This window comes from Oceanisphaera psychrotolerans (assembly GCF_001870485.1).
GTDB lineage: Bacteria > Pseudomonadota > Gammaproteobacteria > Enterobacterales > Aeromonadaceae > Oceanimonas > Oceanimonas psychrotolerans.
Genome location: NZ_MDKE01000011.1, coordinates 182,216 through 202,844 on the forward strand (window position 1 = coordinate 182,216; position 20,629 = coordinate 202,844).

Below are 20,629 nucleotides of genomic sequence, written 5' to 3' on the forward strand. Positions count from 1 at the left end.
GGTCGCTGACGCCAGTCGCGCCTTTGTCTGACGTGAAAGACACGCCATAAATGACGGCTCATCGATTTCGGCTTGCCAGCGGATCCCGTTACAGGCAGCCTTACGCGACCATTAGTCCTTTGGAGTTTAGACCCCGTGCGCAAAACAACCTCTCTGCTGCTACTGCTGATCATCGGCGTTCTCGGCTACGGCGTGGCAGCCCCCTGGATCACCGTTTACCAGATCCGCGATGCCGCCGACCAGCGCGACAGCCAGGCCCTGGCCGAACAGGTGGAATTCGACAGCGTACGCCAGAGCCTGAAAGATCAACTCAATGCGAAGGTGCAACGGGAACTGGGCGGAGACATCAAACAAAATCCCTTCGCCGCCCTCGGTGCCAGCCTGGCCAACATGATGGTGGACGGCCTGCTTGATACCTACATGACACCGGCTGGTATAGCGCGACTGATGCGGGGTGAAACGCCGGCTCCCGGGATCCCCGAAAGCAGGCCGGAGCCCCCCACCGGTAACGGCGGCGAGGCGGGCTCCGATACGCCGGGGACGGAACGTAAAAAACTGTTTGCGGATGCCCGTATGGGGTACCGGTCGCTGCACCGCTTTGTGGTCACGGTCACCGACGACAGGCACAGGCAGGCCGACTTCGTGCTGAGCCGGCGCGGTCTGGACTGGAAGCTGACCGCCATCGTGCTGCCGCTGGACTAACCGGATTAGGCACGGCTAACGCCCCAAGCCGTCTATTATTGAATAGCAGGCCCGGTGCCGGCGGCTTGATGTCGGCCCCATGTTAACCGGCGGCTCTTGCCGCACCGAAAAGATCCGTTCAGATCCAGGGAGGGCAGCTCCATGCGTAACTGGTTCCAGTTCCCCATCCGTGAAGGCAACACCTCACGTCAGGCCCACTGCGACATGCCGGAGGGTACCTTCGAGCGGGAGATCGGCAAGGAAGGCTTTTTCGGGCCGGCAACCCACATGTACCATCGGCATCCCCCCACCGGCTGGAGTGGCTGGGAAGGACCGCTACGCCCACGTGCCTTCGACACCAACAAACTGCAACAACCCGGACACAGCCCCTGGGATGCCACGCCGCTGCTGCACAACACCCATCTCCGGGTACGTATCTGGAACTGCAACCAGTCCATGAATCATCTGGTACGCAATGGCGACGGCGACGAGTGTCTGTTCGTGCATAAGGGAAGGGGGCAGCTTTTTTGCGACTACGGCCAGATGCGCTTTGGCGAGGGCGACTACATCATACTGCCACGATCCACCAGCTGGCGGCTGGAGATCGAACAGCCGCTGACCCTGCTGATGATTGAAGCGACTCACGGCTCCTATATGCACGCCGATCGGGGCCTGGTGGGGCGACACGCGCTGTTCGATCCGGCCATGCTCGAATATCCCTGCCTCGATGACGCCTTCAAGGCCCAGAGCCGGCAGCCAGGCGAGTGGCAGGTGCTGCTCAAGGCCCGGGAGCAAATGAACCGCATCACCTTTCCTTTCAACCCGCTGGATGCCGAGGGCTGGACCGGCGACTTGACCGTGGTCAAGCTTAACTGGCGCGACATTCGCCCGCTGATGAGCCACCGTTACCACCTGCCGCCCTCGGCTCACACCACCTTCGTCGCCAACGGTTTCGTGATCTGCACCTTCGTGCCTCGCCCCATCGAGTCCGATCCCGGTGCGCTCAAGGTGCCCTTCTACCACAACAACGACGATTTTGATGAAGTCATCTTCTATCATCAGGGCAACTTCTTCAGCCGGGACAACATAGACGCGGGCATGATCACCCTGCACCCCTGCGGCTTCACCCACGGCCCCCATCCCAAGGCCTTCGCCGCCGGCGCCAGCCACACCCGCACCGAAACCGATGAAGTGGCGGTGATGATCGACTCCAGGCTGCCGCTGGAAGTGGCCGAGCTGCCGGATGGGGTGGAAAACATCGACTATGTTGATTCGTGGAAGGTGAAGCCGTAACGGTAAAGAAGATCCTCGATACACAAAGGAGGCAATGGTGAAACTGGCTTCGATGCAACAAGGACGTGACGGTCGGCTGGTGGTGGTGTCCCGGGATCTGAGCAGGGCAGTACCCGCAGACGGCATTGCTCCCACCCTGCAGGCGGCTCTGGATTACTGGGCCGAAACCGAGCCGGCATTGCAGGCGCTCTATCAGCAACTGAATCAGGGCAACGGTACCGACAGCTTCCCCTTCGAACAGGCCGCCTGCGCTTCGCCCCTGCCCCGGGCCTATCAATGGGCCGACGGCAGCGCCTATGTCAATCACGTCGAGCTGGTGCGCAAGGCCCGCGGCGCCGAGATGCCGGCCAGTTTCTGGACCGACCCGCTGATGTATCAGGGGATGTCCGACGGCTTTATCGGGCCGCGCGATGACATTCGCCTGGCCGAGGAGAGCTGGGGCATCGACTTCGAAGGTGAAATCGCGGTGATCACCGACGATGTTCCCATGGGCACTCCCGCAGAACGGGCCGGCAGCCATATCAAACTGCTGATGCTGGTCAACGATGTGTCCCTGCGCAACCTGATCCCGAATGAACTGGCCAAGGGCTTCGGTTTCTTCCAGTCCAAGCCGGCCTCCTCCTTCTCGCCGGTGGCCATTACGCCGGACGAGCTGGGCGACGCCTGGCAGGACACCAGAGTACATCACCGGCTGCGGGTTCACCTGAACGACGAGCTGTTCGGTGAGCCGGATGCGGGCACCGACATGACCTTCAACTTCGCCCAGCTGATCGCCCATGTCAGTTTCAGCCGGGCGCTGTGCGCCGGTACCATCATCGGCTCGGGCACGGTGTCGAACACGGATCGCAGCACCGGCTCCTGTTGCCTAGCCGAACGACGCATGCTGGAAATCATCGCGCAGGGCAAAGCCAGCACGCCCTTCATGCGGTTCGGCGACCGGGTGCGTATCGAGATGCTGGACGCACAGGGGCAGTCCCTCTTCGGCGCCATCGAGCAAAAAGTGGTGAAATATGAAGCTTTATGACTATTCCCGCTCTTCCGCCGCCTACCGGGTACGCATCGCGCTCAACCTGAAAGGCCTGGCCTATGACAGTATCCCCATCTCGCTGTTGGATAGCGCCCAACTGGGCGAAGATTACCGGGCACTGAATCCGACCGGCCTGGTACCCAGCCTGGCTATTGATGATCAAGGAAGGGGCGAAGGCATCATCACTCAGTCGCTGGCCATCATCGAATATCTGGACGAATGCTACCCCGAGTCCCCTCTGCTGCCGGCCGCCCCCCTCGCCAGGGCCCGGACCCGGGCCCTGGCGCTGCAGGTAGCCTGCGATATTCACCCGCTCAACAACCTGCGGGTGCTCAAGTACCTGACTGGCGAGCTGGGTCTCGGCGAAGAGCAGAAAAACAGCTGGTATCACCACTGGCTGAAACAGGGACTGGGCCCGCTGGAACAGCAGCTGAGCGGCAGCGATACCCCGTTCAGCTGCGGTGATACCCCCGGTCTGGCGGATATTTGTCTGGTGCCCCAGCTCTATAACGCCCGCCGCTTCGAGCTGGATCTGACCCCCTACCCACGGCTCACCGCCATCGAGCAGTCCTGTAACCGGCTTGAGGCATTTCGGCTTGCTCACCCGGACCGACAACCAGCCCAGCACGGTTAACCCTTGTTCAGGAGGTGAAGATGTCCCGACAACAGTCTCCCCTGTGGCGCCCCTCTCCCGCCCGGATCAAGAAAAGCCGGCTGTACGAGTTCATGCAACAGCTCAACCGACGCTATCAACTTGAACTGACCGACTATCAAAGCCTGCACGCCTGGTCGTTGCAGGACAGCGCCGCCTTCTGGAGCCAGATGTGGGACTTCACCGGCGTGAAAGGTGAAAAGGGGGAACAGTGGGTGCTGAATGCTGCCAGCGCCCGGCACGCGGTCTGGTTTCCCGAGGCCCGGCTTAATTTCGCCGAAAACCTGCTGCACCATGGCACCACACGCGAGGATCAGGATGCATTGCTGTTTCAGGTCGAAGGCCAAAACCCGCGGCGTCTGAGCTGGGCCGAGCTGACGGAGCAGGTGGCGGCCATCCGCACCGGCCTGGAGCAGTGTGGCGTCAGGCCCGGCGATGTGGTGGCCGGCTACCTGCCCAATCTGCCGGAAACCATGGTGGCCATGCTGGCGACAGCGGCACTGGGGGCAATCTGGACCTCCACCTCCCCCGACTTCGGCACCGACAGCGTGATCGAACGCTTCGGACAGACCCGTCCCAGAGTACTGTTCAGCGCCGACGGTTACCGCTACAACGGCAAGCTGCATGACTCCAGCGACAAGGCCAGAACCATCGTCGCCGCCATCGACAGCATAGAGCACTGGGTACAGATCCCCTATGTCGGCTCGCACCGGCTCACCCCGGAGGACCAGGTTCAGCACTGGCCACAGTGGCTGGCTCGCTACGCCGGGCAGCCGCTGTGCTTTACCCCCATGCCGTTCAATGCGCCGCTTTATGTGCTCTACTCTTCCGGCACGACCGGCCAGCCCAAGTGCATCATACATTCGGCAGGCGGCACCCTGCTCAACCACCTGAAGGAACACCAGCTGCATTGCGACATTCATCCCGGCGACCGGGTGTTCTACTTCACCACCTGCGGCTGGATGATGTGGAACTGGCTGGCCTCGGCCCTGGCCAGCGGCGCCACCCTGCTGCTTTATGAGGGCTCGCCCTTCTACCCCGATGGCAAGGTGCTGTGGCAGTGGGCCGAAACAACGAGCATGACCCTGTTCGGCACGTCAGCCAAATACCTGGAAACCATGGAAAAGCGGCAAATCCACCCACGGGACCATCATTACCTGGGGTCGCTGCGCACCCTTTGCTCTACCGGCTCGGCCCTGGCACCCGAGCTGTTCGACTTTGTTTACCGCCGTATCAAATCCAACCTGCAGTTGGCGTCCATCGCCGGCGGCACCGATATCTGCGGCTGCTTTGTACTCGGCAATCCCATCAGTCCGGTCTATCGAGGCGAATGTCAGGGTATCGGCCTGGGGCTGGATGTTCGGGTGTTCGACGAGCAGGGCCAGCCACTGATCGAGCAGCAGGGTGAGCTGGTCTGCTGCAACAGCTTCCCCAATCGACCGCTGGGATTCTGGGGCGATGACGGACACCGCTATGATGCCGCTTACTGGCAGACTTATCCTGGCTGCTGGCACCATGGCGATCTGGTGGCCCGGACCACACACGGCGGCATGGTGTTTTATGGTCGTTCGGATACCGTGCTCAACCCGGGTGGCGTACGCATCGGCACCGCCGAAATCTATCGCCAGGTCAGCCGCTTCGAACAGGTAGTGGATGCGGTAGTGGTCGGCCAGCACTGGCGAAACGATGAGCGGGTGTTGCTGTTCGTCAAGCTGGCCGAGGGCGAGGAACTGGACGGCGCGCTGCAAGCGGCCATCTGCCGGCGTATTCGCAGCCAATGCAGTCCCCGCCATGTCCCGGCGAAAATTATTGCGGTGGCCGATATTCCCCGCACCAAATCGGGCAAAACGGTCGAGCTGGCGGTGCGCAACGTGGTCGAGGGCAAGCCGGTGAAAAATATCGGTGCCCTGGCCAACCCGGAGGCGCTGGCGCTGTTCCGCAACCTGCCCGAACTCGACGAATGACAAGCACGAACCTGTGCCTCGCTACCTGTGCCCGTGCGGCGGGGCTATCACCCGATAGCCTCGCTGATGGTGACGGTAGTAATTGCCGCCGTGGTAATAGTAGGGATCGCCACCCAGACTGAAGCTGATATAACCACCGGGCAGGCCCTGTACTATGGTACCCAGGGGCAGAGTCACCGAGATATGGGGTCCCGAAGAGCGATGCTCCCGATAATAATGCTGAGGCGGCGAGTAATAGTAATGCTCCACCACCCTCACCCTGCGTGGAACATGGCGATAGTGGCGATGATGTTTGTGATGTCGAGCGTGCTTACGGTGCTTGAAGTATGTACCGTGATGTCGGTCGTAGCCCCGTTCGTAACCTCGGTCATCGCCGCGATCGCCTCTGTCTGCCTGCACCTGAGGTGTCACCAGGCCAAAAGCCAGCGCCCCCAGCAGGGGCAGCAGCCAGCGACGATCTTTGAACAGTTGCGGGATCATGGTGTCTCCTCCTCTGAACAACTATCGGCTTTGGGGTAACCGATGGGTATGGAGATACCTTAATAGTGGGCCAGATCCGCAGATAACGACAGTCCGGTCTGACGTCAAGCGTCAACCCCTGACTGAAACAGTCGGGAGCGGGCGCCCGGCCTGACGCTGGCTGTCTTTATTGATCGAGAAAACGTCCCTGCTGCATTTCACGCTCACGCTGGCATTCGGCCAGATAAATCGCGGCAACTACAGCTGACTGGGTGTGATGGTTATCGACGGCCTTGGATACCATCAACTCCAGTGTCCTGTCATTTTTGGCCATGCGAAACTTGCGCAGCCAAAACAACTTGTCGGTCAATTCCCGATCAAGGGTGCTTTCTTCTATCATAGATGGGAAACAATCCAGTGAGATTATCGAATCAGTGAAATCGAAAAAGGAGCCTTGACGGCTCCCTTAAGTATTAACGGCTTCTGGGAACAAAGCCAATCGCATCATATACCTTTTCCAGAGTCTGTACAGCTTTCAGCCGCGCCTTGTCGGCACCCAGCGTCAGGAGTCTGCACAGTTCGGTTTCGTCTTCCCGCAGCTCATGGAAACGCTGCTGAATCGGCGCCAGCATGGCCAGCACCGCCTCGGCGGTTTCGGTCTTGAGGTGACCGTACATCTTGCCTTCAAAATGCTGTTCCAGCTCGGGAATGGAGCGACCGCTGGCACCGGCCATCAGCGTCAGCAGGTTGGACACGCCGGGCTTGTTTTCCACGTCGAAACGCACCACCGGCGGATCTTCCGAGTCGGTCACCGCACGCTTGAGCTTCTTGCCGATCACCTTGGGATCTTCCAGCAGTCCGATGAAGTTATTGACGTTGTCGTCGGACTTGGACATTTTCTTGGTCGGCTCCTGCAAGCTCATGATGCGGGCACCGTCTGCGGGAATAAAGGGTTCGGGTACGGTAAACACCTCACCGTAGAGCTGATTGAAACGATAGGCCACGTCCCGGGTCAGCTCCAGGTGTTGCTTCTGATCGTTACCCACCGGCACCTGGCTGGTCTGGTACAGCAGAATATCCGCCGCCATCAGCGCCGGATAGGTGAACAGACCGGCGTTGATGTTTTCGGCATAACGACTGGATTTATCCTTGAACTGGGTCATACGCGACAGCTCACCGAACTGGGTATAACAATTCAGGATCCAGGCCAGCTCGGCGTGCTCCGGCACATGCGACTGCACGAAAATGGTGCTCTGGGCCGGATCCAGACCGATGGCCAGATAAAGCGCGGCCGCATCCAGGCAGGCCGAGCGCAGGGCCTTGGGGTCCTGGCGCACGGTAATGGCGTGCATGTCCACGATGCAGTACAGGCAGTCATAGTCCTGCTGCATCTTCACCCACTGACGCAGCGCTCCCATGTAGTTGCCGATGGTCAGCTGGCCCGATGGCTGGGCGCCGCTGAAAACAATTGGTTTAGCCATGATTATCCTTTCTGTATTCATCAGTAAGCAGTAAATCGACCAGTCCGCGAATATCACTCATTACCCAGTCGGGAGCGCTGTCGGCAATATCCCGGCCGTAGTTGTAGCCATAGGTCAGCCCTACCACCGCCATGCCGGCCGCCTTGGCCGCCAGCACATCGTTTTCGGAATCACCGACCATCAGGGTCCGCGCCGGCTCGATATTCAGTTCGCGGCACACATGCAGCAACGGTTCCGGATGCGGCTTTTTCTGTGCCAGGCTGTCGCCGCCCAGTACCAGAGTGAAATGCTCGCTCAAGCCCGAGGCGGCCAGAATAGCAGGCACAAAACGGTAGGGCTTGTTGGTGACGATGGCCAGCTTCTTGCCCGCCCGGTGCAGTTGCATCAGGGTATCGAGTACACCGGGATAGAACACCAGTTGCCGATCGGCAACCTCTTCGTAGGCGACGTCAAAAGCGGCCCGCGCCGCCTGCTGCTGCCCCGCATCGGGTTCTTCCCCCAGGGCGGCTGTCAGGGCGCGTCGCACCAGCATGTCGGCACCGTTGCCGACCCAGTGGCGTACCGCCAGCTCCTCTGCCGGCGCATGTCCCTGTTGCTCCAGCATCCGGTTTACCGCCAGCCACAGCTGCGGCACGCTGTCGATCAGGGTGCCGTCCAGATCGAACTGGATCAGCTCGACGTTATCCACGGACTTTGGCCAGTTCGCTGCGCATCTGGTCGATCACCGCCTTGTAATCGGGCTGACTGAAGATGGCCGAACCGGCCACAAACATGTCGGCACCGGCGTCGGCGATGGCACGAATATTGTCGACTTTGACACCACCGTCGATTTCCAGCCGGATATTGCGACCGCTTTCGTCGATACGACGACGGGCCTGGCGCAGCTTGTCGAGGGTACCGTCGATAAAGGACTGACCGCCAAAGCCGGGGTTGACCGACATCAGCAGGATCACATCCACCTTGTCCATCACGTAATCCAGGTAGCTGAGCGGGGTCGCAGGATTGAACACCAGCCCGGCCTGACAGCCCTGCTCCCGGATCAGTCCCAGGGTGCGGTCGATATGATCGGAGGCTTCCGGATGAAAGGTAATGATGGAGGCACCGGCTTCGGCAAACTGTGGCACCAGGCTGTCTACCGGCTTGACCATCAGGTGAACATCGATGGGCGCCTGAATACCGTAGTCACGCAGCGCCTTGCACACCATGGGACCTATGGTCAGGTTGGGCACATAATGGTTGTCCATTACATCGAAGTGCACCACATCGGCGCCGGCTTGCAGTACCCGGGCCACATCATCACCCAGGCGGGCAAAGTCGGCAGAAAGAATGGATGGGGCAATCAGGTAGTCTGTCATCAAAGTTCCCTTGAGCGCAAAAAACCGTCCAATTCTACCCCAGCGCCCGGTGATTCTCTAGCTGGCCGTCTATGCTTGGCTGAAGTTGACTCAGGCGAGGCGATAATGAACTGGAAACAGAGGCTACAGGCGGTGGCGGCGGCCCTGTTCGGGGTACAGTCACAGCAGAACCGGCAACGGCAATTCAGCGGCAGCCCCTGGCCCTATCTGGGCCTGGGGGCAGTGGCCATCGCCGGACTGGTAGTGTGTTTGCTGCTGGTGGTACGGCTGGTGCTTAAAACCTGAGGGGTAAAGCTGAAGAGTGAGGGGAAAGGGATTGTCACCTCTGTCTCCTCACCCCTCACCGCGCTCGGGCGTGAACAGCGCCAGCAGTTCATCCACCTTCTTGCGGTTATGCGCATGGCGACTGATGGTACGCTTGACCGCCACCACATCCAGACTCGCGTCTCGATACAGTTCACGGGTCAACGGAATATCATGATTGCTGATCAGCACCGGCACGCCCTGTGCGGCGGTCTCCCGGGCCAGTCGGGCCAGGATCGCCTGATCATCCAGGGTAAATCCGTTGGCGGCATAGGTGGTAAAGCTGGCGGTGGACGACAGCGGCGCATAAGGCGGATCGCAGTAAAACACCTGATCCGCACTGGCCTGGGCAAAGACCTCGGTATAGCTCTGGCAAACGAAGGTGGCGCGCTGCGCCTTTTCGGCAAAAAACCACAGTTCCCGCTCGGGGAAATAAGGTTTTTTATAGGCACCGAACGGCACGTTAAAACCGCCCTTTTTGTTATAGCGACAGAGACCGTTATAACCATGCCGGTTCAGATACAAAAACAGCAGCGCACGCCGGTAGCGATCCCGCTCCTGGTTAAAATCGGCACGAAAGTCGTAATAAGCGGTTTTGTCGTTGTTGGCGGCGGTAAACAGGGCGGCGGCATCACGGATAAATGCATCCGGCCGGGTTTTGAGCAACTGATAAAGATGGATCAAATCGGCATTGATGTCGGCCAGAACATAGGCCTCAAACTCGGAATTGAGAAACACCGAGCCCGCGCCCACGAAGGGTTCCACCAGTACCCGGCCTTCGGGCAGACGGCGATTGATGCTGTCTACCAGGCCGTATTTACCGCCGGCCCATTTAAGGAATGCCCGAGTTTTAGTCATTGTCGTCATCAAAGCCTAACCGGTGAGGGGCGCGCATTGTAACCGCAAGCCAACCTCATGACTATGGTTTGACTTCTTTTTGCACCTGAGCGAAGGGTTTGGGCCAGGGTTTGGCCGCCTGCAGTTCGGCTGACAACACCCCGATGGCTCGACGCGCCTGTTCGGGGGAGTCGAAGTCACCGAACACCAGTATGAACCAGGGTTGGCCATTGATGCTACGCGGATAAATCCACGCCGGGGTCAGGGTGTGACGGGAGGCGAGCTTCCCCAGCGCGGCTCGATCCCGCCCGGCCATCAGCTGCAAGGTGTAATGCTCGGGGGACTTCTGCATCAGCGCCGACAAGGGGCTCAGATCGGTATCCCCGGAAGATACCGGGCTCACCGCCGGTGCCGCTGCCGGGCGGGTATCCGATTTGCGCTGCATCAGCTTGCTGACAACCTTGTCTTCGATCACCACCCGTTCCTTGTCGCTGTCGTCCGGTGTTTCGGCAACGCCGGTATTGATGCTGGGAGTTTCCGGCAGTGATTCGGCCGGCCATTCCCGAACCAGGCTGTCGCCTTGTGATGGAGATAGCGCGGGCGTGGTGATGCCATCCGATACCACCGGCTCCGGCAGCACAAGCGCGGGGTCTGACTCAAAGGGCTGAGCCAGCTCGGGAGCCGGGGCCTCTGACCCGCTCAGCAGACGAACGATAATAATCAGCAATACCACCAGGATCAGGGCGGTGAGCAGTATCTTGACCGACTTCTGTTCAAACAGCTGCCGATAATCTTGTGTTTTCATCTGCGGCTCCATCATGCCAATCGCATCGCCCGGATACTGGATCTCGTGAGATGCTGCGGGGGGGGATTCATATCCCAGGGCTTGCCATAACTCGTCCTTGTCCGCCGCCGTCAACGGCGGCACTTCCACTTCCACCACCTGGCTGGCCAACGGCTCATCCAGCTGCCGGCGAATCTGCCCGGCCCAGCTGGCCGAACCCAGCAACATCATAAAAGGCCGCGCCGAAACCGGCAATGCCAGATACAACTGTGTCAGTTCCTGCAACAGTTCGTCAGTCAGCCATTCGGCATTGTCCACCACCAGCAGCCGCTTGTGCAGACTATTCGGCAGCAGTCGTGCCATCGAATCCGGCAAGGCGTCATCGGCGTCAAATACCGCTCCGGGAAACCAGGTTCCGAGCAGGGCATCGCGAAAGCTGACATCGGTGTCCAGCACCTCGGCATCGAGCAGCGTCGGCCGCATCAGCCCGGTCTCTTCGAGCAGAAGCGCAGCCAGGTGAGACTTGCCGGCGCCTTCCGGGCCGGTAAGCAGGATAAAATCGGTATCGAGGCGGGAAAGGTGCAGCAGCCGCGTAAGCAGCTGCTCTTGGGAGGAAAAAGAAAGGTTAACCGTCTCGGTCACGGCTTCCGTTCCGGCACAACCACCTGCGCCAGCTGTTGTTCGGTCACATCATCCACGACCTGAGCCCGGCCGATCCCCAGCGGCAGCACCAGCCGCAATTTACCGGCCAGTACTTTCTTGTCACGCAGCATATGCGGCAGATAATGACCGAGGGTCATCTCGGCGGGGCCCTGTACCGGCAAGTGGGCCTTGATCAGCAGACTTTCCACCCGCGAGACCTCGGCCTCTGTCATTTCGCCCCGCAACAGGGCGGTATGACAAGCCTGCATGGTACCGGCGGCAACCGCCTCACCATGCAACCAGTTGCCATAACCCATTTCCGCTTCGATGGCATGACCGAAGGTGTGCCCCAGGTTGAGCAAGGCACGCACCCCGAGCTCCCGTTCGTCACAGGCCACCATCTCCGCCTTGATTTCACAGCAGCGGCGAATGGCATAGCCCAGGGCATCGGCTTCCAGCCGCTGCAGACGCTGCAGGTTCTGTTCCAGCCAGTCGAAGAAATCCGCATCCCAGATGATGCCGTATTTGATCACTTCGGCCAGACCGGCGGCAAACTCCCGTTCCGGTAATGTTTGCAGACAGAGGGTATCTATCAGCACCACCTGGGGCTGATAGAAGGCACCGATCATGTTCTTGCCCAGAGGATGGTTGACCGCGGTTTTACCGCCAACGGACGAGTCAACCTGCGCCAGCAGGGTAGTGGGTACCTGAATAAAGGGCACCCCACGCTGATAACAGGCGGCGGCAAAGCCGGTCAGATCGCCGATAACGCCGCCACCGAGGGCGACCAGAGTGGTATCACGACCGTGATTACCGGCCAGCAGGGCCCCCATCACCTCGTTAAAGGTGTCCAGGGTCTTGAACTGTTCGCCATCGGGCAGCACCAGCGATTCCACCTGCAGGGGGGCCAGCGCCGTCACCAGAGTATCGAGATACAGGGGGGCAACCACCTCGTTGGTAATCACCAGTACCTTGCTGCCCCTGATCATGTCCCGTAACAGCGCACCCTGCGACAGGCTCCCTTCGGCGATAATAATGGGGTAACTGCGCTCCCCCAGATTAACGGTTAACCTTTCCATGGGGCTCCTGCCTGTTACAGACCGATCAATTCGACTATCTGATTGGCTACCAGTTTGGCGCTCTGCTCATCAGTGCGCACCACATAATCGGCAATCTCCATATAGAGCGCATTACGCTCGGCGGCCAGCCGTTCCAGTACTTCCTGTGGCGGCTCTTCGGTTTGCAGCAGCGGACGACGCTTGTCTTTCTGTACCCGGGCCAGTTGCTTCTCGACCGGCGTTTCCAGGTACACGACGATACCGCGGGCAGACAGCCGGTTACGGCTCTCTTTGCTCTTGATCGAGCCGCCGCCGGTAGCCAGCACTATGCCCTGCAGCTCGCTCAGGTCGTTAATCACCTTTTCTTCGCGCTGGCGGAAGCCTTCTTCGCCTTCTACATCAAATACCCAGCTGATATCGGCACCGGTGCGGTGTTCGATCTCATGATCGGAGTCATAAAACTCCATATGCAGTTGCTGCGCCAGGTATTTACCGATGGTGCTCTTGCCCGCACCCATAGGCCCTACAAGGAAGATATTGCGTTTCTCAGCCATGTTACACGAAATTCTCACAAACGAATGCGCCCCACGAACACCGCAGGGTCGACGATGAACCTAACCTTAACTTTCTGAAATTGGACGCCGAATTATCGCAACTGCGTCGTGCGCTGGCAAGGAGAACACCAGCCATGGGGCCAAAGAAGCCCGGTGCGAGACCGCTTTTGCCGTGTTGCGCTCGCGTCCATCTTCTCGTTATCGGTCTGTTGGTGGCCGAATTGTCTCGCTTACAGAGGCAATGCGGCCCGGAATTCAGATACTGTCGTGCACGATACGGGGGGTGACGAAGATAATCAACTCGCGTTTGGTATTGCTGTCACTCGTGGTTTTAAACAATCGCCCCACCACCGGGATGTCGCCCAGCAGCGGTACCTTGGTCACATCACGGCTAATGTTTTGCTGGTAAATCCCCCCAAGAACCAGAGTTTCACCATCGTTGACCAGAACCTGAGTGGTGATCGTCTGGGTGTTGATCGCCACCGCTTCCCCCCCGGTTGCCTGCGGAATGGAAGAACCAACCGAGTCCTGACTAATAGTCAGATCCAGCACCACCCTGTTATCGGGGGTGATCTGCGGGGTGACCTTGAGGCTGAGCACCGCATCTTTAAACTCGACCTGAGTACCGCCATCGCTGGCAGTAGAAAACGGCACCTGGGTACCCTGCTCGATCAGCGCCGGTTTCTGATTGGAGGTGGTTACCCGCGGGCTGGCGATGATTTCCGCCTTGTTTTCCCGCTCCAGCGCCGACAACTCCAAATCCAGCAGGCGGCCGCCACCCAGCTTGGCGACCTGAAATGCGATGCTGCCTGCCGCTCCCGCCGCCGGCAGATTGACGTTCAAAGAGTTTGCGTCAGTTCCCTGCACTCCCTCCAGCGTACCGCTTACCGATTGCTGGTTGCGGCCACTGCTGCTGTCGTTGCTGTAGCCCCAGCGCACCCCGAACGCCTCTTCGAAACCGTCATCGATGGTCACCATGCGCGCCTCGATCACCACCTGCTTGATGGGAATATCGAGCAGCGTCAGCATGCGCTTGATGTTATCGATGCTTTGCTGGGTGTCCTTGATCACCAGCATGTTGGTTCTGTCATCCACCGCCACGGCGCCGCGTTCGGTCAGCATGCCGGTGCTTTCATTGGTCAGCAAGGCCACCACATCTACCGCCTTGGCATAATTAACCTGCAAAAACTCGGAGACCAACGGAGCCAGCACTTCTTGGGCCTGACGGTTTTCCAGCTGCTGCTGCTCCTGCCGGGCCAGCTCCGCCGCCGGCGCCACCAGCAGGATATTGCCGTCCAGCCGCTTGTCGAGCCCCCGTACCTGCAAGATGGTATCCAGCGCCTGCTCCCAGGGCACGCCGTCGAGACGCAGGGTAATGTTGCCCTGCACCGCATCGGTGGTCACCAGGTTGAAGTTGTTGAAGTCCGCAATCAGCTGCAATACGGTCCGCACCGGAATATCCTGGAAATTCATCGAGATGGGCTTGCCGGTGTATTGCTTGCTCGCTTTACTCGGCTCGGCCGTCTTCGCTACCGGCCGGGCCAGCTCGAGCACAAACAGCCGTTCCGATTGATCATAGCGGTAATCGAAAGCCCCGCCGGTGTCGACCATCACCAGCACATTGCTCCCTTCCCGGCGACTGCTGATGCGGCTGACCAGGGTGGCAAAGTCGTTAACATCCAGCACCTGCAACAGGGCATCGTCGATATGGGTATTGTGAAACTTGGCAATCAGCCGGTTGCCCTTGACTTGCATGTCGACCGCGGCAGTCGACTTGTCCAGCTTGACCAGCACCTGACCCTGCCCCTCGCGGCCACGGCGAAAATCGATGCTGGTAATGGCATTGATCACCCCCGGCGGCAGCGAGCGCCCGAGCCATCCATGCCGCTGACCCCCTCTCCCAGCAGCAACAGCAGGCGATTGCCGTCACGCTGCAGTCGGTAAGCCTGCATTTGCTCCATGCCCAGCGCCACTTCCAGGTTGTCTCCGACCCGGCGCACGTCGATCACACCGACCCCCTGGCGTTCGATGGGTATAATATTCTCCTTGAGAGCGGAGTAACCATCGGCGATTTGCAACACCAGGCGTTCCGGCTGCTGGCGAACAAGCTCGGTCACCGCCACCGGGGGAGCGTCAAACTCCAGCTCCAGCATCAGCTGATCTCCCGCCAGCGGGTTAACCCTCACCTGCTCCAGGCTGACGGCGGCCAACCCTTGTCCAAGCGGGATTATGCTGAGCGCCAGGCACATCAGCTTTTTTACCATCCGTATTGTCATAGCGCACTCCCTGCCGACGTTTATTATTGTGTAGCGGTCAATACCAGTCGGGTTTCCCGTGATTCCCAACATCCCTTGCCATCGGGAATATATTCTTTAAGAATTAATTCGTTAGCGGTAATGCCTACCACTTCGCCGAGATTGAGCCCCATACGCTGTCCCATGCCCACTCGATGAGTGACCCCGTCCTGGGTACGGATCAGCGCAGACAGGCCTCGACTGTCACCCAGAGTACCGCGCAGTGACAGATTGTCGAGTGAATAACGTTCGAGCACCTCTGGCGATCGTTCATTGTCCGGCAACGAGCAGGCTGCCGTCGAGTTGGCCGCCTGCTTGGTGCTTTCCGGTTGCGGCTGAACGAAGGGGCTGCGCTTCGAATCCGGCTGATAGGCTTCGGGCACAAATTCTGCGGTCTTGGGCAGTGGATCGGGTGGTGCGACGGGCCTTGCCCTTACTTCAGCCACATAGTGGCTCAGGTCGTCGCCATCGATACACGCCGTCAACAGCAGCAGCCCTGTCAACAGGCAAACAACTCTCATTTTGCCCCCTGCTCGTTATATTTGTAGGTCTTGGCCAGCATGGACATATTCAGCTGATTGTCCCCGGCCCGGGAAAGACTGAAATTATCGATGATCACGATGCGGGGCAAGGCCGCCACATCGGCCACGAAATTGCCCAGCTGATGATAATCGCCACTGACGATAATACGCATCGGCAACTCGGTCGAAAACTCGCTCGGTTTTTCCGCCTCCCAGTTGATACGCTCCAGGCGCAGGCCGTTGTCGGTCGCCATAAAGCTGATGTCGTCGAGCAGCCCGGCAATTTCCAGGGTATTGGGCAGCTTGCGCAACTGGGCGTTCAACTCCGCCTGCAGTTCGGACAGTTGCAACTTGGAGCCAGGCAAACCTCCCGCCTGCCGCGCTTTCTCCTCGAAAGTGTTTTTCAGTTGCGCCTCCTGCGCCTTGCTCTGATCCAGCCGGGCGAGGCTGTCCGTAATCAGAAAATAGACGACCGCGCCGGCCAGGGTTGCGCACACCAGGGCTATCGCGATGGCCTTGGCCGCTCGCGGCCACTGGCCGATGTTCTCGAAGTCCAGTTCGTTCAGCTGTTGCCAGTTCATTGCGTCGCTCCCGGTATGAATTCACGAACTCTGAGCCGCATGGAAAACTGGCTCAGGGCGATGGGCTGCACGTCACTGGCGAAAATGGAGCTGATGCGGGGTTCATACAGCCAGCCGCTGTTTTCGACCTGCCGGATCATGTTGGCCACCCTGGGGTAAGCCTCGGTCTTGCCGACAATATCGAGACTGTGGTCGACCACATTGAGCGAGCTAAGATAGACGCCGGGCGGTACCAGCTCGGGCAACTGGTTGAACAACCGCACCGACAGATTGCGCCGCTGCTGAAAATGCTCGATCAGGGTCATCCGCTCCAGCAGTTTGAGCCGCTGCTCCCTGATGTTGCGCATCTCTCCCAGTATCAGGTCGAGTTTGGCCGTTTCGTTCTGCAAAAACTGATTGCGCTGCTGCTGTCGGGCTATCTGCTGGTGAATCCACATATTCGCCGTCAGCATCACCGTCACCGTGATCAGCGAGGCGACCGCCAATATCACCATGAATTGTTTTTTCTGTCCGGCTCGTACACTTTCACGCCAGGGCAGCAGGTTTATATTGGACATGGGGTAAAACTCCTCAAGGCCAGCCCCAGCGCCGTGGTATAGGCCGCCGCATCGGGGTAATCCTTCGACACGCCTTGGAACAGACGCTCAAAATCCGGCTGCAAGACCGGCAGACTCAGCTCCTGCCGCAGTATCTGCGCGAGTTCCGGCAACTGACTGCCGCCACCACTGAGAAACAAGGCCGGAGGGGGCTTGTTGCCGGAGCTGCTGCAGAACAGCTGGATATTACGGCGAACATGCTGCAGCAGGGTATTGATATGCTGCTGTTCGATATCCTCCCGAAGCTCGACGGGAAAGGTATTGTCTATTTTGCCCTGTTCCACACTGTCGGCGGGCAGATCGCTCAACCTGGCCAGCTCCCGGCTCAGTTGCGCACCACCGAAGTTCTGCAACCGACTGTAAATGACCTCCCCCCTCCATCACCGCAAAGGTCAGGCATTCGGCACCGATATCCACCACCGCCAGCAGATTGGCTTCGGTCTTTTCGGCCGCCAGACAGGCGCCTACTCCCCGGGCCAGGGCGTGCACGCCGATATCCATCACCTTAGTCTGCCAACCCGCTTGCTCCAGGGCACTGATCCGGGTGTTGATGCTTTCGGTACGGGCCGCGCTAAGCAGGATGTTTTCCCGATCCTGGTGGTTGTTATTGATGCCCAGACTCTCGTAATCCAGGCTGATTTCATCGAGCGGAAAGGGAATATGCTGCTCCGCCTCGAGCAACATCTGATTTTCCAGCTCCTCCTGCGAAAGATGGCGCGGAACCAGTATCACCTTGGTGGTGACACCGCTGCCGGTCACCGCCGTGGCCACCTTATCGCAACGGCTGTTCAACTGACGCCGCAGCAACTTGAGCGCCAGTATCACCTGATCCACATCCTGTATCTGGTGATCGACAATACTGCCCTTGGGCGTGGGAACCCTGGCCATGGCTTCGAGCACATACTGACCCGGCTTTCCTTTCAGGGCCACGGCCTTGATGCTGTTCATCCCGAAATCGATCCCGATCATCCCTTGGAAGTCTTTGCGTCTATTCAGGCTCAACATAATCGTCCATGTGTTTGTTATTATTGGTCTTGATAATAATAGATAGACTCAGATAAATCGCTACGATTTATTGAGGTATAAAACAAAGCGCTCGAACAACACCGATGACACAGGATATACTTGCCCGCATTGGTTAAAAAATGATTTATCGGGTTCTCGCTTCATGCTCAAATGGCTCACTCGCCTGTTTTTATTCGGTGTATTTCTGGCTCTGAGCGGCGTTATCGCCGTATTCGTGCTCTATCAACAGATCAAGCCCGAACTGCCGGATGTATCCACGCTCAGGGATGTGCGCCTGGAAACACCGATGCGCATCTTCAGCCAGGACGGCGAGCTGATTTCCCAGTACGGCGAACAGCGCCGGCATCCCATTTCGGTGACTCAAATGCCACCGCAGTTGATCGATGCCTTCCTCGCCACCGAGGATGCCCGCTTTTACGAGCACCGGGGCATAGATCCCATCGGGATCAGCCGGGCGGCGGCCGTCTGGCTGACCACCGGCGAAAAGCGCCAGGGCGCCAGTACCATCACCCAGCAGGTGGCAAGAAACTTCTTTCTCAGCCGTGAAAAAACCGTGATCCGCAAGATCAAGGAAATTTTCATCGCCCTGCATATCGAGAGTCTGCTCAGCAAAGACGAAATCCTGGAACTCTATCTCAATAAAATTCCGCTCGGACACCGTTCCCACGGGGTGGCCGCCGCCGCCCAGGTATATTACGGCAAGGATGTCGGTGAGCTGACCCTGGCCGAAATGGCGATGATCGCCGGCCTGCCCAAGGGGCCGTCCATTTTCAACCCGATCAGCAACCCGCGTCGAGCCGCCGAACGCCGGGCCATCGTGCTGGGCCGCATGCTGGATACCGGCAAAATCAGCCGCACGCAATATGACGAGGCGATGGCCGCACCGGTGGCGGCCCGTTATCACGGCGCCGAAATCACCCTTGATGCTCCCTATCTGGCGGAAATGGCCCATCAGTTTGCGTTGTCGATGTTCGGCGAGGAAGCCTATACCCGCGGCCTGAACGTCTACACCACGGTGCAGTCAGACGAACAAAAGGCCGCCAATGCCGCCCTGATCGATGGTCTGCTGGCCTACGATCTGCGCCACGGCTATCGTGGCCCCGTGGCCAGCCTGTGGCAAGGCAATGCCTGGAGCATGGCGCAAATTGAACAGCACCTGGAGCAGCAACCCTCCTACTGGCCGCTCGAACCCGCCGTGGTGACGGCCGTGGCCGAGCGCAGCGCCACCCTGATCATCAAAGACCGGGGCGAAGCTCAACTCGACTGGGACGGTATCAAGTGGGCTCGGCGCTATCTCTCCGACACACGCCAGGGTAATGCCCTGCGCCAGGCCAAGGAAGCCCTGAGTCCCGGGGATCAGATCTGGGTCCGGCCCCGGGGAGAACACTGGGTGCTGGCCCAGCAACCCGAAATCAACGGCGCCCTGGTGGCGCTGGAACCTTCCAGCGGAGCGGTCACCGCCCTGGTCGGCGGTTTCAACTTCACCCTCAACAAGTTTAACCGTGCCCAGCAGGCCGCCCGGCAAATGGGCTCCAACATCAAGCCCTTTATCTATTCTGCGGCGCTGGACAACGGCTTTACCCTGGCCAGCATGATCAACGATGCCCCCATCAATCACTGGGACGCTGGCAGCGGCAACAGCTGGAAACCGCGTAACTCACCCAATGTCTATGATGGCCCTATCCGGATACGGGAAGCACTGGCCCGCTCCAAGAACGTGGTCTCGATCCGCCTGCTGCGTGATACCGGCATTCCGGTGGCCATGCAGCGGCTGAATGCCTTCGGCTTCGATACCGCCGGTATCCCCGCCACCGAAAGCCTGGCGCTGGGCTCACCTTCGGCAACTCCGCTGCAGATGGCCACCGGCTATGCCGCCCTTGCCAATGGCGGTCGCAGGGTGACCCCCTTTGTGGTGGCGCGCATAGAGGACACTCAGGGACGGGTGTTGTATCAGGCCGAGCCCTCGGCCGTGCCGGTGATCAGCGAAGAGAATGCCTTCCTGATCAGCCAGGCGCTGAATTCCGCCATCTGGGGGGGAAGCAGCAATGGCCGACGCTGGAATGGTACCGGCTGGCGTGCCGGCCGGGCCCTGCAACGCCAGGACATCGCCGGCAAGACCGGCACCACCAACGACTCCCGTGATGCCTGGTTTTCCGGTTTCACTCCCGCCAGGGTCGCCACCGCCTGGGTCGGTTTCGACGACTTCGGCCGACCGCTGGGCCGCACCGCCCACAACCCCAACCTGGGATCTGATCAGGTGGCCGGCGGCGAATTTGGCGGCAGTACCGCCTTGCCCATCTGGGTGGATTACATGAAAGTGGCGCTGAAGGATTACCCGGAGCAGCAACGTCCGGTACCGGAACATCTGGTCACCGCCACCATCGACACCGGCAGCGGTCTGCTCAGCCATGACAAGGGCATGACGGAATATTTTGTCGAAGGCACCGAACCCAGACGCTATGGTCGTCCGGGCACTCAGCAACAGTTTGGTGGCACCAGTATTACCGACGAGCTGTTCTGA

19 protein-coding genes and 2 pseudogenes are annotated in these 20,629 nt (G+C 59.5%); 7 read left to right on the forward strand and 14 right to left on the reverse strand.

The genetic code is table 11. The features are described from left to right. Window positions 1-135 precede the first annotated feature (135 nt). From BFR47_RS05025 to BFR47_RS05045, 5 genes are all read left to right on the forward strand, one after another. Window positions 136-702, forward strand: coding sequence for a DUF2939 domain-containing protein (locus BFR47_RS05025; RefSeq protein WP_071472044.1), 567 nt, complete (start codon window positions 136-138; stop codon window positions 700-702). A 141-nt stretch (window positions 703-843) separates the two neighbouring features. Continuing rightward, window positions 844-1,974, forward strand: a complete 1,131-nt coding sequence (locus BFR47_RS05030; protein ID WP_071472045.1) for a homogentisate 1,2-dioxygenase — start codon at window positions 844-846, stop codon at window positions 1,972-1,974. 37 nt (window positions 1,975-2,011) lie between these two features. Continuing rightward, the gene (locus BFR47_RS05035) at window positions 2,012-2,998 is read left to right on the forward strand and encodes a fumarylacetoacetate hydrolase family protein (protein WP_071472221.1); all 987 of its coding nucleotides are present in this window, start codon (window positions 2,012-2,014) and stop codon (window positions 2,996-2,998) included. Continuing rightward, window positions 2,985-3,635: a maleylacetoacetate isomerase gene (gene maiA, locus BFR47_RS05040; RefSeq protein ID WP_071472046.1), complete on the forward strand. Its 651-nt coding sequence runs from the start codon at window positions 2,985-2,987 to the stop codon at window positions 3,633-3,635. The genes BFR47_RS05035 and maiA overlap by 14 nt, the downstream gene beginning before the upstream one ends. A 20-nt stretch (window positions 3,636-3,655) precedes the next feature. After that, window positions 3,656-5,617 (forward strand): acetoacetate--CoA ligase, encoded by a 1,962-nt coding sequence (locus BFR47_RS05045; RefSeq protein WP_071472047.1) that lies wholly within the window; start codon window positions 3,656-3,658, stop codon window positions 5,615-5,617. A 21-nt stretch (window positions 5,618-5,638) separates the two neighbouring features. On the opposite strand, the gene BFR47_RS05050 is transcribed toward BFR47_RS05045, so the two are convergent. The 5 genes from BFR47_RS05050 to rpe form a co-directional block, all read right to left on the reverse strand. Then, window positions 5,639-6,097, reverse strand: coding sequence for a DUF6515 family protein (locus BFR47_RS05050; protein ID WP_071472048.1), 459 nt, complete (start codon window positions 6,095-6,097; stop codon window positions 5,639-5,641). 166 nt (window positions 6,098-6,263) lie between these two features. Further along, the gene (locus BFR47_RS05055; protein WP_071472049.1) at window positions 6,264-6,476 is read right to left on the reverse strand and encodes a hypothetical protein; all 213 of its coding nucleotides are present in this window, start codon (window positions 6,474-6,476) and stop codon (window positions 6,264-6,266) included. A gap of 73 nt (window positions 6,477-6,549) precedes the next feature. Continuing rightward, window positions 6,550-7,557: a tryptophan--tRNA ligase gene (gene trpS / locus BFR47_RS05060; RefSeq protein ID WP_071472050.1), complete on the reverse strand. Its 1,008-nt coding sequence runs from the start codon at window positions 7,555-7,557 to the stop codon at window positions 6,550-6,552. Beyond that, window positions 7,550-8,245, reverse strand: a complete 696-nt coding sequence (locus BFR47_RS05065; protein ID WP_071472051.1) for a phosphoglycolate phosphatase — start codon at window positions 8,243-8,245, stop codon at window positions 7,550-7,552. Before BFR47_RS05065 ends, trpS begins: the two co-directional genes overlap by 8 nt. Further along, the gene (gene rpe, locus BFR47_RS05070) at window positions 8,238-8,912 is read right to left on the reverse strand and encodes a ribulose-phosphate 3-epimerase (protein ID WP_071472052.1); all 675 of its coding nucleotides are present in this window, start codon (window positions 8,910-8,912) and stop codon (window positions 8,238-8,240) included. Before rpe ends, BFR47_RS05065 begins: the two co-directional genes overlap by 8 nt. A gap of 105 nt (window positions 8,913-9,017) precedes the next feature. On the opposite strand from rpe, the gene BFR47_RS05075 reads away from it, so the two are divergent. Next, entirely contained in the window at window positions 9,018-9,197 is a 180-nt protein-coding gene (locus BFR47_RS05075; protein WP_071472053.1) for a DUF2970 domain-containing protein, read from the forward strand. Window positions 9,198-9,245: 48 nt separating this feature from the next. Here BFR47_RS05075 and BFR47_RS05080 read toward each other — a convergent pair whose 3' ends face one another. From BFR47_RS05080 to pilM, 9 genes and pseudogenes are all read right to left on the reverse strand, one after another. Further along, the gene (locus tag BFR47_RS05080; protein WP_071472054.1) at window positions 9,246-10,073 is read right to left on the reverse strand and encodes a Dam family site-specific DNA-(adenine-N6)-methyltransferase; all 828 of its coding nucleotides are present in this window, start codon (window positions 10,071-10,073) and stop codon (window positions 9,246-9,248) included. Between the two features lie 61 nt (window positions 10,074-10,134). Continuing rightward, the gene (locus BFR47_RS05085) at window positions 10,135-11,478 is read right to left on the reverse strand and encodes an SPOR domain-containing protein (RefSeq protein WP_071472055.1); all 1,344 of its coding nucleotides are present in this window, start codon (window positions 11,476-11,478) and stop codon (window positions 10,135-10,137) included. Continuing rightward, window positions 11,475-12,557, reverse strand: coding sequence for a 3-dehydroquinate synthase (aroB, locus tag BFR47_RS05090; RefSeq protein WP_071472056.1), 1,083 nt, complete (start codon window positions 12,555-12,557; stop codon window positions 11,475-11,477). Before aroB ends, BFR47_RS05085 begins: the two co-directional genes overlap by 4 nt. Before the next feature lie 14 nt (window positions 12,558-12,571). Continuing rightward, on the reverse strand, window positions 12,572-13,090 hold the full coding sequence (gene aroK / locus BFR47_RS05095) for a shikimate kinase AroK (RefSeq protein WP_071472057.1): 519 nt from the start codon (window positions 13,088-13,090) through the stop codon (window positions 12,572-12,574). Window positions 13,091-13,345: 255 nt separating this feature from the next. Then, window positions 13,346-15,366 (reverse strand): annotated as a pseudogene (locus BFR47_RS05100) (type IV pilus secretin PilQ). A 23-nt stretch (window positions 15,367-15,389) separates the two neighbouring features. Then, complete coding sequence (locus BFR47_RS05105; protein WP_071472058.1) at window positions 15,390-15,905, reverse strand: pilus assembly protein PilP; 516 nt, start codon at window positions 15,903-15,905, stop codon at window positions 15,390-15,392. Further along, on the reverse strand, window positions 15,902-16,486 hold the full coding sequence (locus BFR47_RS05110) for a type IV pilus inner membrane component PilO (protein ID WP_071472059.1): 585 nt from the start codon (window positions 16,484-16,486) through the stop codon (window positions 15,902-15,904). The genes BFR47_RS05105 and BFR47_RS05110 overlap by 4 nt, the downstream gene beginning before the upstream one ends. After that, a complete protein-coding gene (locus BFR47_RS05115; RefSeq protein ID WP_071472060.1) occupies window positions 16,483-17,043 on the reverse strand; it encodes a PilN domain-containing protein in 561 nt (186 codons plus the stop codon). The genes BFR47_RS05110 and BFR47_RS05115 overlap by 4 nt, the downstream gene beginning before the upstream one ends. Continuing rightward, a pseudogene (gene pilM / locus BFR47_RS19410) lies at window positions 17,031-18,087 on the reverse strand (type IV pilus assembly protein PilM). Before pilM ends, BFR47_RS05115 begins: the two are co-directional and overlap by 13 nt. 163 nt (window positions 18,088-18,250) lie before the next feature. On the opposite strand from pilM, the gene BFR47_RS05125 reads away from it, so the two are divergent. Next, window positions 18,251-20,629 (forward strand): penicillin-binding protein 1A, encoded by a 2,379-nt coding sequence (locus BFR47_RS05125; protein ID WP_071472061.1) that lies wholly within the window; start codon window positions 18,251-18,253, stop codon window positions 20,627-20,629.

Bases quoted from the DNA above. Each gene is read 5' to 3' on its own strand.
- BFR47_RS05030 (WP_071472045.1), top strand. From the start codon at position 844: ATGCGTAACTGGTTCCAGTTCCCCATCCGTGAAGGCAACACCTCACGT.
- maiA (WP_071472046.1), top strand. From the start codon at position 2,985: ATGAAGCTTTATGACTATTCCCGCTCTTCCGCCGCCTACCGGGTACGC.
- BFR47_RS05045 (WP_071472047.1), top strand. From the start codon at position 3,656: ATGTCCCGACAACAGTCTCCCCTGTGGCGCCCCTCTCCCGCCCGGATC.
- BFR47_RS05050 (WP_071472048.1), bottom strand. From the start codon at position 6,097: ATGATCCCGCAACTGTTCAAAGATCGTCGCTGGCTGCTGCCCCTGCTG.
- BFR47_RS05055 (WP_071472049.1), bottom strand. From the start codon at position 6,476: ATGATAGAAGAAAGCACCCTTGATCGGGAATTGACCGACAAGTTGTTT.
- trpS (WP_071472050.1), bottom strand. From the start codon at position 7,557: ATGGCTAAACCAATTGTTTTCAGCGGCGCCCAGCCATCGGGCCAGCTG.
- rpe (WP_071472052.1), bottom strand. From the start codon at position 8,912: ATGACAGACTACCTGATTGCCCCATCCATTCTTTCTGCCGACTTTGCC.
- BFR47_RS05075 (WP_071472053.1), top strand. From the start codon at position 9,018: ATGAACTGGAAACAGAGGCTACAGGCGGTGGCGGCGGCCCTGTTCGGG.
- BFR47_RS05080 (WP_071472054.1), bottom strand. From the start codon at position 10,073: ATGACTAAAACTCGGGCATTCCTTAAATGGGCCGGCGGTAAATACGGC.
- aroB (WP_071472056.1), bottom strand. From the start codon at position 12,557: ATGGAAAGGTTAACCGTTAATCTGGGGGAGCGCAGTTACCCCATTATT.
- aroK (WP_071472057.1), bottom strand. From the start codon at position 13,090: ATGGCTGAGAAACGCAATATCTTCCTTGTAGGGCCTATGGGTGCGGGC.
- BFR47_RS05105 (WP_071472058.1), bottom strand. From the start codon at position 15,905: ATGAGAGTTGTTTGCCTGTTGACAGGGCTGCTGCTGTTGACGGCGTGT.
- BFR47_RS05110 (WP_071472059.1), bottom strand. From the start codon at position 16,486: ATGAACTGGCAACAGCTGAACGAACTGGACTTCGAGAACATCGGCCAG.
- BFR47_RS05115 (WP_071472060.1), bottom strand. From the start codon at position 17,043: ATGTCCAATATAAACCTGCTGCCCTGGCGTGAAAGTGTACGAGCCGGA.
- BFR47_RS05125 (WP_071472061.1), top strand. From the start codon at position 18,251: ATGCTCAAATGGCTCACTCGCCTGTTTTTATTCGGTGTATTTCTGGCT.